Origin of the sequence: Paraburkholderia sp. BR14320 (assembly GCF_040948665.1) — a bacterium.
Taxonomy (GTDB): Bacteria; Pseudomonadota; Gammaproteobacteria; order Burkholderiales; family Burkholderiaceae; genus Paraburkholderia; species Paraburkholderia youngii.
Window position 1 is genome coordinate 114,223 of the sequence record NZ_JBFPKG010000020.1, and the last position, 12,006, is coordinate 126,228.

Below are 12,006 nucleotides of genomic sequence, written 5' to 3' on the forward strand. Positions count from 1 at the left end.
GCCGTGCAAATGCGTTGCGCGTGTTGCGCGAGTGGCAAGCCGCGGCGGCCAGGTGAGGGCAGAGGAGATGATGGAGCAGCAGGCGATCAGGACCGTCGAATTCGATCGGCCTCAGGCGCAGGGCACGACCTGCGGGATCGGGCAGGCGTGGGCGAAGGTGCCCGAGACGCCGTCCGCGGAGGAGAAGCGGGCGCTGAAGGCGCGCATCCGCGAGTTACTCAAGCGCGAGAAAGCGGTGCTGGTCGCGCATTATTATGTTGACGCTGAATTGCAGGAGCTTGCAGACGAAACCGGCGGTTGCGTGGCCGATTCGCTGGAAATGGCGCGCTTCGGGCGCGATCACGAAGCGCAGACGCTGGTGGTCGCGGGCGTGCGCTTCATGGGTGAGACCGCAAAAATTCTCAGTCCAGATAAGCGCATTCTGATGCCGGATCTGGACGCGACCTGTTCGCTCGACCTCGGCTGTCCGGTCGACGAGTTCTCGGCGTTCTGCGACGCACATCCGGACCGCACGGTGGTCGTGTACGCGAACACTAGCGCGGCCGTGAAGGCGCGCGCGGACTGGATGGTGACGTCGTCGATCGGGTTGGAAATCGTCGCCGATCTGCATGCGCGAGGCGAGAAGATCATCTGGGCACCGGACCGTCATCTGGGTAGCTACATCCAGGGCAAGACCGGCGCGGACATGCTGATGTGGCAGGGCTCGTGCCTCGTGCACGACGAATTCAAGGGCATCGAGCTCGATCTGCTGCGCGCCGAATATCCGCACGCGAAGGTGCTCGTGCATCCGGAGTCGCCGGCCAACGTGGTCGCGCTGGCGGACGTGGTTGGCTCGACCACGCAGTTGATCGATGCTGCGCAGAAGCTCGACGCGACGCACTTCATCGTCGCGACCGACCTCGGCATCCTGCACAAGATGCAACTCGCCGCGCCCGGCAAGACGCTGATCGCCGCGCCGACGGCCGGCAACAGCGCGACCTGCAAGAGCTGCGCCCATTGCCCGTGGATGGCGATGAACGGCCTCGCGAATCTGGCCGATGTGCTCGAGCGCGGCCATAACGAGATCTTCGTCGATCGCGCGATCGGCGAGCGGGCGCGTCTGCCGATCGACCGTATGCTCGATTTCGCGGCCCGTCACAAGAAGCGCGTGCAGGCGAGCGGCGATCTTGCGCGCGACGCGCAACTGTATTCGAACGTGGGAGCAGCGTAATGACGGCGGTGCAGAAGGCGCCTGAGCAGGCAGTGGCGCGCGATGAGGCCGACGCAACATCGCCGCTTTTCGCGGAGATTCACGCGCAGTACGGCGCGGCGTTCGACGCGGCGCTCACGCGCAATGTCGCCGATGCGCTCGCCGAAGATATCGGTAGCGGCGACCAGACCGGCCGCCTCGTGCCTGCCGATGACGTTCGCAACGCGCGCATCATCGTGCGCGAGGAGGCGGTGCTGTGCGGCGTGCCTTGGTTCGACGCGGTGATGCGTGCGGTCGATCCGCGCATCGAAGTTCAATGGCGTTACCGCGAGGGCGAGCGCATGAGCGCCGATACGACGGTCTGCGATCTGCGCGGGCCGGTGCGCGCGCTGCTGACCGCAGAGCGTAACGCGATGAATTTCCTGCAGTTGCTGTCGGGCGTGGCAAGCGCGACCCGCCGCTATGTCGACGCGATTGCCCATACGAGCACACGCGTTCTCGATACGCGCAAGACGCTGCCGGGATTGCGGCTCGCGCAGAAGTACGCGGTGCGCGTCGGCGGCGGTGCCAATCAGCGGCTCGCGCTGTACGACGGCATTCTGATCAAGGAAAACCACATTGCGGCGGCCGGCGGCGTGGGTGCGGCGATGGATGCGGCGCACGCGTTGAATGCGGGCGTGCCCATCCAGATCGAAGTCGAGACGCTCGAACAACTGGAAACCGCGCTCGCGCATCGCGCGCAGTCGATCCTGCTCGACAACTTCTCATTCGACATGATGCGCGACGCGGTTCGCATCACGGCCGGTCGCGCGGTGCTCGAGGTGTCCGGTGGCGTCAATTTCGAGACCGTGCGCACGATCGCGGAGACGGGCGTGGATCGCGTGTCGATTGGCGCGCTGACCAAGGACGTGCGTGCGACCGACTACTCGATGCGGATCGTTTAAGCGTCGCGCGTTTTAGCGCATCGATCGACGCTCCTGACGACCGAACAAGGCCATTGCCGGAGTTTGCCGGCAATGGCCTTGTTATTTACGGCGCCGTTTCAGGGTATGCTTCGGCGCGATGTCGTCAGGCATTCGGCCTTCGGACATATTTCGGCGTGAGCACCGTCGGCAGCGCCTTGGGCAATGTGGCAGGCCAGTCGCGGCTGAAATGCAGGCCGCGGCTTTCGCGCCGTGAGCGCGCGCCGTCCACGATCAGCGACGCCACGTCGACCAGATTGCGCAGCTCCAGCAGATCGCGGCTCACCTTGAAGTTCGCGTAGTACTCGTGGATCTCGTCACGCAACAGCGCGAGCCGGTGCTTCGCGCGCTCGAGCCGTTTGTCGGTGCGCACGATGCCGACGTAGTTCCACATCAGCCGGCGCAGTTCGTCCCAGTTGTGCGCGACCACCACTTCCTCGTCCGGATCGGACACGCGGCTTTCGTCCCAAGCCGGCAGCGGCGCGTGCACGGCGGCGGCGAAGCCTTCCGCTTCGATCGCCTCGGCGGCCGCGCGGCCAACCACGAGGCATTCGAGCAGCGAATTGCTGGCCAGCCGGTTCGCGCCGTGCAGGCCGGTGCAGGACGTTTCGCCGACCGCGTAGAGACCCGCGAGGTCAGTGCGCCCCGCCAGGTCGGTGACGACGCCGCCGCACGTGTAATGCGCGGCCGGTACCACCGGAATCGGCTGTTTTGTGATGTCGATGCCGAACTCGAGGCAACGGGCCAGGATCGTCGGGAAATGCTCGTGCAGGAACGCGGCCGGCTGGTGGCTGATGTCGAGGTACACGCAGTCGATGCCGCGTTTCTTGATCTCGAAGTCGATCGCCCGCGCGACGATATCGCGCGGCGCAAGCTCCGCGCGCTCGTCGTGATTGGGCATGAAGCGAGTGCCGTCCGGCAGCTTCAGAATCCCGCCTTCACCGCGTACTGCTTCCGAAATCAGGAACGACTTCGCGTACGGGTGAAACAGGCATGTCGGGTGGAACTGGATGAATTCCATGTTCGCCACGCGACAGCCGGCGCGCCATGCCATCGCGATGCCGTCGCCGGTCGCGGTGTCGGGGTTGGTCGTGTAGAGGTAGACCTTGCCCGCGCCGCCGGTCGCGAGCACCGTATGCGGCGCTTCGATCGTAACGGTGCGGCCGCTTTGCAGATCGAGCGCATACAGACCATGGCAGCGGCGGCCGGGTAGGCCGAGACGTTCGGACGTGATCAGGTCGATCGCGTGATGATCTTCGAACAGCACGATGTTCGGATGATGGCGCACCTGCTCACTGAGCGTGGCGACGACCGCATGGCCGGTCGCGTCGGCCGCGTGAATGATCCGGCGATGGCTATGGCCGCCTTCGCGCGTCAGATGAAAGCCCAGCTCGGCGGCGTCGTCTTTCGTGAATGGCACGCCCTGCTCGATCAACCATTCGATCGCGGCGCGCCCATGTTCGACAATGAAGCGCGTCGCAGCCTCGTCGCATAGACCGCCACCCGCAATCAGCGTGTCGCGCACGTGATTCTCGACGCTATCCGCGGAATCCAGCACCGCGGCGATGCCGCCTTGCGCCCAGTCGCTCGCGCCTTCGGTCAGCGATCGCTTGGCGATCACAGCAACGCGCCGTGTCTGCGCAAGATTGAGCGCGACGCTCAATCCAGCCAGACCGCTACCGACAATCGCCACATCGAATTCCATTGCCCACATCTCCGTCTTTCATATTGCGATGACGGCGCGCGAACCGCACGCCGCGAAAACGACAAAGGATACGCGCCACGACGCCCTAGCGAAAGCTGGCTGAACGGAATAGGGCGGTTTGCGCGCGCATTGCTGCCCTATCGCGAAGACCGCCCAAAAACAAAAAAGCCTCGCACGGATGCGAGGCTTTTCATGTTTTTTGCCTTCGTCAGGCTGGAGAGCCAAGATTACTTGATCTTGGTTTCCTTGTAGTCAACGTGCTTGCGGATGACCGGATCAAATTTCTTAATCAGCATCTTTTCCGGCATGTTGCGTTTGTTCTTCGTCGTCGTGTAGAAGTGACCCGTGCCTGCGGTCGATTCCAGCTTGATCTTGTCGCGTGCGCCTTTCGCCATGATTTACTCCTTAGGCTTCACCGCGCGCGCGCAGGTCTGCGAGCACAGCGTCGATACCGTTCTTGTCGATCAGGCGCAGGCCCGCGTTCGAAATACGCAGACGCACCCAGCGGTTTTCGCTTTCCACCCAGATACGGCGGCTTTGCAGGTTCGGCAGGAACCGGCGCTTGGTCTTGTTGTTCGCGTGGGAAACGTTGTTGCCGCTCATCGGCGCTTTCCCAGTTACTTGGCATACGCGTGCCATGAGAGCACTCCTAATACGCTAATTCTGAGTTCGAACGCCGTGAAAGTTTCCCGAAAAGAGCCGCGCTGAGAGTGTACGAACTTGCGCCGAATTTGCATCGAGGCACTTCGCTACCACAGCCGCCTGACCTTTGCGGAACGCCTTGATGGCTTCGGAACAGGGGGTTGGAAATAGGCAAACCGGAATTCTAGCAGAAAAAAAGCCGCAAAATCAAACCTTATTTGCGATGCGGGACACCGCACTGTGGGGTGGCCCTTCCGCTTCCCGCGCTCCAGCGGGCTTACGCGCGAGCCCCGGCCAGCCGGCGCGGGCGAACGAGTATACGCTGTCCGCGCCGATTACCAGATGATCGATCAGCTGCACATCGACGAGCGCGAGCGCGTCGCGCAGTGTCTGCGTGAGGCGGCAGTCGCTGGCACTCGGCTCAACGGCGCCGGACGGATGATTGTGCGCGACGATCAGGCTGGCCGCGTTCGCGGCGAGCGCCCGCCGCACGATCTCGCGCGGATACACGGCCATGCGCGTGAGCGAGCCGCGCGCGCTTTCCTCGCAGCGAATCAGCCGATGCCGCGCGTCGAGGAACAGCGACACGAACACCTCCTGCGGCTGTCCACCGATCAGAAGGCGCAGATAACTTTCGACTGCTTCGGGCGAATTCATCAGCGGGCGCTTGCGCATCTTGTCCACGAGGGAGCGACGCGCCATTTCCATGATCGCGAGCAATTGCGCCTTTTTTGCCGGGCCAATGCCGCGAATGCCGTCGAAATCCTCATAAGTCGCGTCGAGCATCGCGCGCAGTGAGCCGAAGCGATCGAGCAGCGCCCGCGCGACGCTGAACACGTCGTGACCGGGCAGGCCGGAGCCGAGCACGAGCGCGATCATTTCGGTGTCCGACAGCACGTCGGGGCCCTGGTCGATCAGTCGCTCGCGCGGCATGTCGCGCCGGAGCCATTTGCCCCGGAACAGTTGCCGCCGGCTGCGGACGGCAGAGTCGGCGGCTTCCGAAGGAGTCTTGGCCGACCGGTTGGAGGCGGCTTTCACGCCGCCTGTGGCGCGTGCCCGCGCCTTCGGTCGCAGCGTTGCCGCAGGTGTTTCGTCGATTGTGCTGGCGAAATCAGCCATATATATAGAGTCCTCCGCGTAAGGTTGACGGCGCACAAGCGGCGCAACGCGCCGGACGGCCGTGCCGCCCACGCGCGCGACGGACTCAAGCCGGCGCCCGCTAGGTGGCTTACAATAGACGCTTTGCGCACGGCACCCCGACGGTCTGCCACACGCGTCGACTGCGCCCGCGGCGCACGCGTGCAGCGCGCTTCGACTGAGCGAGCATTGCATGAGCATCATCGATATTTCCGAGGTGAAACCCGGTTCACACGTCACGCTGCATTACCGGCTTTCCCTTGCCGATGGCGCCGAAGTGATCAACACGTTCAACGACAAGCCGGCCACGTTGCTGCTCGGTGCAGGTCAATTGGCGCCGCCGCTGGAAGATATTTTGCTGGGTTTGAAGGTGGGCCACCATTCGACCTTTCAGCTAGCGCCGGGTCAGGCGTTCGGCCCGCGCAATCCGGATCTGATCCAGCGCGTGTCCCTCGCCACGCTGCGGGAGAACAGCATGATCGGCGAGGATTTTTCCCCGGGTGACCTGGTCGAATTTAACGCGCCGGGCGGCGGGCGCTACGCCGGCGTGCTGAAGGAAGTCGGCGAAACGTCGGCCCTGTTCGATTTCAATCACCCGCTTGCCGGCCAGGCGCTGGCGTTTGAAGTGAAAATCATCGGGATTTTGTAAACATGAGCATCACGGATACGACTCTTGCCGAAGCGGAGATCCTGCTGGCCCAGCCACGCGGTTTCTGCGCCGGCGTCGACCGGGCGATCGAGATCGTCGAGCGGGCCATCAAGCTGTATGGCTCACCGATCTACGTGCGTCACGAAATCGTCCATAACGCCTATGTGGTCGAAGACCTGCGCAAGAAGGGAGCGATCTTCATCGAGAACCTGGAGGAAGTGCCGGCGGGCAACACGGTGATCTTCAGCGCGCACGGCGTGTCGAAGGCCGTGCGTTCGGAGGCGGAGTCGCGCGGGCTGCGAGTGTACGACGCCACCTGTCCGCTCGTGACCAAGGTGCATATCGAAGTCGCGAAGATGCGCCAGGACGGTTTCGACATCGTGATGATCGGCCACAAAGGCCACCCGGAAGTGGAAGGCACGATGGGTCAGGCGGCCGAGGGCATGCATCTGGTCGAGGATATCGAGGATGTGCAGGCGTTGCAGCTCGCCGATCCCGAGCGGATCGCGTTCGTCACCCAAACCACGCTGTCGGTCGACGACGCCGCCGAAATCATCGGTGCGCTGAAGGCCAAGTATCCGTCCATCCGTGAGCCGAAGAAGCAGGACATCTGCTACGCCACGCAGAATCGCCAGGACGCCGTGAAGTTCATGGCGCCGCAGTGCGACGTCGTGATCGTCGTCGGCAGTCCAAACAGCTCGAATTCGAACCGCTTGCGCGAGCTTGCAGAGAAGCTCGGTGTGCCGGCCTATATGGTCGATTCGCCCGATCAGATCGATCCGGTCTGGGTCGAGGGCAAGCGCCGCATCGGCGTGACCGCTGGTGCGTCGGCGCCGGAGGTGCTGGCGCAGGCAGTGATCGCGCGTCTGCGTGAGCTGGGTGTGCGCAACGTGCGCGCGCTCGAAGGCATCGAGGAAAACATCGCGTTTCCGCTGCCGCGCGGGCTCGGCCTGCCAGCCTGACAATCCGTTAGCATCGCTGAAAGGAAAGCGCGCCCGAGGGCGCGCTTTTTTTTGGGCGCGACTCTGTGGGGTCGCTGAGAAAATAGGTGCCTGATCGAATGAATTCGGACGTTTCAGTGCTCTCGCGCACAAACTATTTTGAATTGTGATCGGGTCTTTTATTGATTTTCGAGCGATGCGTCCCCGTTTTAACATAAGTAAGGAGCTTAAGAAGAATTAATCATGCACTGAATTGGTGCTCTTGACGCACGCGAGATAAAAGGACGTATCGGACGCAAGCCCCGGCCCATCCGGCATTCAAGCCGACTGGCCACAACACTTGATGCCATCGGGTTCGGCGGCGGTGCAACTGATGCACGCAAACGGATCGCAACCGGGTTGCTCTTTTTAGCGGATTTTGCTTTCAATATCAGGTTGCAATGCAGGAAAACCCCACCGGTTCAACAATATTGCCACCCGCATAATTGGAGTTACAATGCGCGCGTTCTCAAGGCCTTGAGGTCCTGGACAGTGGATTTTGCAAGGCGCAGGAGACCTTACTTGATGCGAGTCAAATTTGCTTACGCCGTGTCCATCGCGGCCGCGGTTGCGATGCTGACCGCGTGCGGCAAGAAACAGGATGGCGAAGCGGGTGCGGGCGCATCGGCGGCTTCGTCCGCGGCGGTCGCTTCTACGAGTGAAGCGACTATCGTGAAGATCGGTCATGCGGCCCCGTTGACGGGCGGCATCGCGCACCTGGGCAAGGACAACGAAAATGGGGCGCGCCTCGCGGTCGAGGAAATCAATGCGCAGGGGCTGACGATCGACGGTCGCAAGATCCAGCTGCAACTCGACGCGCAGGACGATGCGGCGGACCCGAAAACGGGTACCGCCGTCGCGCAGAAACTGGTCGACGATCACGTGGTCGCGGTGATCGGGCACCTGAACTCCGGGGTCTCGATTCCGGCGTCGAAGATCTACAGCGACGCGAGCATCGTGCAGATCTCGCCGTCGTCGACGAATCCGGCCTACACGCAGCAGGGGTTCAAGACGACTTATCGGGTAGTCGCGACCGACGCGCAACAGGGTCCCGCGCTCGCCAATTACGCGACGAAGGCGCTGGGCGCCAAACGGATCGCGATCGTGGACGATGCGACCGCCTACGGCAAAGGTCTCGCGGACGAATTCGCGAAGACCGCCGAGGCGAGCGGCGCGAAGATCGTCGCGCGGGAGGCGACGAACGACAGGGCCACGGATTTCCGGGCCATTCTCACGAAGATCAAGAGTGTTCAGCCGGACGCGATTATGTTCGGCGGCATGGACGCGACGGGCGGGCCGTTTACGAAGCAGGCGGCGGCGCTCGGTATCAGGGCAAAAATCCTTGGCGGCGACGGTGTGTGTACCGACAAGGTAGGTGAGCTGGCGGGTACCGCCGTGCAAAACCTGGTCTGTTCGGAAGCAGGACTCGCGCTTTCGAAAATGACCAACGGAGCGGACTTCGAAAAGAAGTACGGGGACCGCTTCCACACGCCGGTGCAGATTTACGCGCCGTTCACGTATGACGCTGTGTACGTGATCGTCGATGCAATGAAGCGCGCTAATTCGATCGAGGCGCCCAAGGTGCTGGCTGCGATGCCTTCGACCGATTACAACGGGGTAATCGGCCACATCGCGTTCGACGACAAGGGTGATTTGAAAGAGGGCGCCATTACGCTTTACGACTTCAAGGACGGCAAGAAAGCAGTGCTCGACGTCGTAAAGATGTGATGACGGGAAGTTCGGCCTGACGGCACCGACACCATCCAACGGTGCCGTTTTTGCATCCGCCCAAGGGGAGCTCGCGACCGCATCACGGTCGTCAGAGCAAGCCGGCAGCGGATAACCCTTACCGGTCTTTTACATCAGTACCCGCAGTGCCGTTGAGATTCGTAGTGCATCACCGCCCACCGGCAGATGAAAAGCGCGAATCCAGTCGCACGGGCTAAGGAGCAATAAATGGATATCTTCATCCAGCAGATCCTGAATGGACTGGTGCTTGGCAGTGTCTACGCCATCATCGCACTGGGCTATACGATGGTTTACGGCATTCTGGGCATCATCAACTTCGCTCACGGCGACGTGTTGATGGTGGGCGCGATGGTTGCGCTCTCCGCCATAGGTGTGCTGCAGAACCACTTTCCCGGCCTCGGCAACGTGCTGACGCTGGTCATCGCGTTGCTCATCGCGGCGGCAGTCTGCGCGGTGGTCGGCTACACGATCGAGCGCGTGGCCTACCGGCCGTTGCGCCGCGCACCGCGTCTCGCGCCGCTGATCACCGCGATCGGTGTGTCGATTCTGCTGCAGACGCTCGCGATGATGATCTGGTCGCGCAATCCGCTGCCGTTCCCGCAGCTGTTGCCCACCGACCCGATCAACGTGATCAAGGCCACCGACACGACGCCCGGCGCCGTGATCTCGATGACCGAAATCGTGATCATCGTGGTGGCGTTCGTCGTGATGGGTGGCCTGCTGCTGCTCGTGCACAAGACCAGGCTCGGCCGCGCGATGCGCGCGATCGCCGAGAATCCGAACGTCGCGAGCCTGATGGGTGTGAGCCCGAACTTCGTGATTTCGGCGACCTTCATGATCGGCTCGGCGCTGGCTGCGCTCGCCGGCGTGATGATCGCGTCCGAATACGGCAACGCGCACTTCTACATGGGCTTCATCCCTGGCCTGAAGGCCTTTACCGCGGCGGTGCTCGGCGGTATCGGCAATCTCGGCGGCGCGATGGTCGGCGGCGTGCTGCTCGGCCTGATCGAGCAGCTGGGCGCCGGCTATATCGGCAACCTCACGGGCGGCGTGTTCGGTAGTAACTACCAGGACGTGTTCGCGTTCATCGTGCTGATCGTCGTGCTCGTGTTCCGTCCGTCGGGTCTGCTCGGCGAACGTGTCGCGGATCGTGCCTGATCCCGGGCCACAAGGAGTCAACAATCATGACCTCAATTCAACCGATCGAGCCGTCCACGACGCTCAATCCCGAAAAGAACCGCACAAAGACGCTGACCATCGGCATCCTGACGACGATCTTCGTGATCGCGGCACCGATGATCATCGGTGCCGCGGGCGGCAACTACTGGGTCCGCGTGCTCGACTTCGCGATGCTGTATGTGATGCTCGCGCTCGGCCTGAACGTGGTGGTGGGTTTTGCCGGCCTGCTGGACCTGGGCTACATCGCGTTCTACGCGATCGGTGCCTACACGGCCGCGCTGCTCAGTTCGCCGCACCTGTCGACGCAATTCGAGTGGATCGCGGCGCTCGCGCCGCACGGTCTGAACGTGCCGATCTGGATCATCGTGCCGATCGCGATGGCGCTGGCCGCGATGTTCGGGATTCTGCTCGGCGCGCCGACGCTGCGTCTGCGTGGCGACTACCTGGCGATCGTGACCCTCGGCTTCGGGGAAATCGTGCGGATCTTCATTAACAACCTCGACCGTCCGGTAAACATCACCAACGGTCCGAAGGGGATCACCGGGATCGCTCCGGTGCAGATCGGCGGCTTCAGCTTCGCGCAGTCGCACTCGCTGTTCGGCATGCAGTTCCCGGCGGTGTACCTGTACTACTACCTGTTCGTGCTGTGTGCGTTGTTCGTGATCTGGACGTGTACGCGTCTGCAGCATTCGCGTATCGGCCGCGCCTGGGCCGCGATCCGCGAAGATGAAATTGCCGCCAAGGCGATGGGCATCAACACCCGCAACGTGAAGCTGCTCGCGTTCGCGATGGGCGCGTCGTTCGGCGGCTTGTCGGGCGCGATGTTCGGTGCGTTCCAGGGCTTCGTGTCGCCGGAATCGTTCACGTTCTGGGAATCGGTCGTGGTGCTCGCCTGTGTGGTGCTCGGCGGCATGGGCCACATTCCGGGCGTGATCCTTGGCGCGGTGCTGCTCGCGGTGTTCCCCGAGTTCCTGCGCTCCACCATGGGTCCGCTGCAGAACATGATCTTCGGCCATGAAGTCGTCGATACCGAAGTGATCCGTCAGCTGCTGTACGGTCTCGCGATGGTCGTGATCATGCTGTATCGCTCGGAAGGCCTGTGGCCGGCGCCGAAGCACGAAGACAAGATTGCGAAGCTGGCAAAGCGTAGCGGCAAGAAGCCGGTGCGCGCATAAGGTCCGGTGGAGAAAAAGACATGAGCGATAACGTAAGCAACAACGCGGCGATCCGTCTGTCGGTGAAGGGCGTCAACAAGCGCTTCGGCGGTTTGCAGGCGCTTTCCGAGGTCGGCCTGCAGATCCGCGCGGGCGAAATCTACGGTCTGATCGGCCCGAACGGCGCCGGCAAGACGACCTTCTTCAACGTGATCACGGGTCTCTACACGCCGGATTCGGGCGAGTTCAAGCTCGACGGCGAGAACTACACGCCGACCGCGGTCTATCAGGTCGCGAAGGCGGGCATCGCGCGCACGTTCCAGAACATTCGCCTGTTCGGCGGCATGACCGCGCTCGAAAACGTGATGGTCGGCCGTCATGTGCGCACCAAGCACGGTCTGCTGGGCGCGGTGTTCCAGACGCCGGCCGAACGCAAGGAAGAGCGCGAAATCAAGGAGCGCGCGCTCGAACTGCTCGACTACGTCGGCATCACGCAATACGCGGACTACACGTCGCGCAACCTGTCGTATGGTCACCAGCGGCGCCTCGAAATCGCCCGTGCGCTGGCGACCGATCCGAAGCTGCTCGCGCTCGACGAACCGGCGGCCGGCATGAACGCCACCGAGAAGGTCGAGCTGACCAAGCTGCTCGACAAGATCC

The 12,006-nt window shown here is 62.8% G+C and carries 12 protein-coding genes; 8 read left to right on the forward strand and 4 right to left on the reverse strand.

All coding sequences use genetic code 11. The annotated features are described in order from the left end of the window. The first annotated feature begins 70 nt into the window (after window positions 1–70). The gene (gene nadA / locus AB3X89_RS19920) at window positions 71–1,210 is read left to right on the forward strand and encodes a quinolinate synthase NadA (RefSeq protein WP_368584799.1); all 1,140 of its coding nucleotides are present in this window, start codon (window positions 71–73) and stop codon (window positions 1,208–1,210) included. Next, a complete protein-coding gene (nadC, locus tag AB3X89_RS19925) occupies window positions 1,210–2,133 on the forward strand; it encodes a carboxylating nicotinate-nucleotide diphosphorylase (protein WP_368584789.1) in 924 nt (307 codons plus the stop codon). Before nadA ends, nadC begins: the two co-directional genes overlap by 1 nt. 124 nt (window positions 2,134–2,257) lie before the next feature. Here nadC and nadB read toward each other — a convergent pair whose 3' ends face one another. The 4 genes from nadB to radC form a co-directional block, all read right to left on the reverse strand. Then, window positions 2,258–3,856 (reverse strand): L-aspartate oxidase, encoded by a 1,599-nt coding sequence (gene nadB, locus AB3X89_RS19930; protein ID WP_368584790.1) that lies wholly within the window; start codon window positions 3,854–3,856, stop codon window positions 2,258–2,260. A gap of 227 nt (window positions 3,857–4,083) precedes the next feature. Continuing rightward, window positions 4,084–4,251 (reverse strand): 50S ribosomal protein L33, encoded by a 168-nt coding sequence (gene rpmG / locus AB3X89_RS19935; RefSeq protein ID WP_008919555.1) that lies wholly within the window; start codon window positions 4,249–4,251, stop codon window positions 4,084–4,086. A gap of 10 nt (window positions 4,252–4,261) precedes the next feature. After that, a complete protein-coding gene (gene rpmB / locus AB3X89_RS19940; RefSeq protein WP_006050117.1) occupies window positions 4,262–4,495 on the reverse strand; it encodes a 50S ribosomal protein L28 in 234 nt (77 codons plus the stop codon). 210 nt (window positions 4,496–4,705) lie between these two features. Continuing rightward, entirely contained in the window at window positions 4,706–5,617 is a 912-nt protein-coding gene (gene radC / locus AB3X89_RS19945) for a DNA repair protein RadC (protein WP_368584791.1), read from the reverse strand. Between the two features lie 211 nt (window positions 5,618–5,828). Between radC and AB3X89_RS19950 the strand changes: the two genes are divergently transcribed. The 6 genes from AB3X89_RS19950 to AB3X89_RS19975 form a co-directional block, all read left to right on the forward strand. Next, a complete protein-coding gene (locus tag AB3X89_RS19950) occupies window positions 5,829–6,284 on the forward strand; it encodes a peptidylprolyl isomerase (RefSeq protein WP_062128641.1) in 456 nt (151 codons plus the stop codon). Between the two features lie 2 nt (window positions 6,285–6,286). Further along, window positions 6,287–7,246, forward strand: coding sequence for a 4-hydroxy-3-methylbut-2-enyl diphosphate reductase (ispH, locus tag AB3X89_RS19955; RefSeq protein ID WP_018437873.1), 960 nt, complete (start codon window positions 6,287–6,289; stop codon window positions 7,244–7,246). Between the two features lie 543 nt (window positions 7,247–7,789). Beyond that, window positions 7,790–8,992 carry a branched-chain amino acid ABC transporter substrate-binding protein gene (locus AB3X89_RS19960; RefSeq protein WP_368584792.1) on the forward strand — a complete coding sequence of 401 codons (1,203 nt, stop codon included), beginning with the start codon at window positions 7,790–7,792 and terminating at the stop codon, window positions 8,990–8,992. 228 nt (window positions 8,993–9,220) lie between these two features. Next, window positions 9,221–10,171 carry a branched-chain amino acid ABC transporter permease gene (locus AB3X89_RS19965; RefSeq protein WP_368584793.1) on the forward strand — a complete coding sequence of 317 codons (951 nt, stop codon included), beginning with the start codon at window positions 9,221–9,223 and terminating at the stop codon, window positions 10,169–10,171. 26 nt (window positions 10,172–10,197) lie between these two features. Next, a complete protein-coding gene (locus AB3X89_RS19970; protein WP_368584794.1) occupies window positions 10,198–11,367 on the forward strand; it encodes an ABC transporter ATP-binding protein in 1,170 nt (389 codons plus the stop codon). A gap of 20 nt (window positions 11,368–11,387) precedes the next feature. Continuing rightward, the coding region (locus tag AB3X89_RS19975; RefSeq protein WP_368584795.1) for an ABC transporter ATP-binding protein at window positions 11,388–12,006 on the forward strand (619 nt) is incomplete at its 3' end.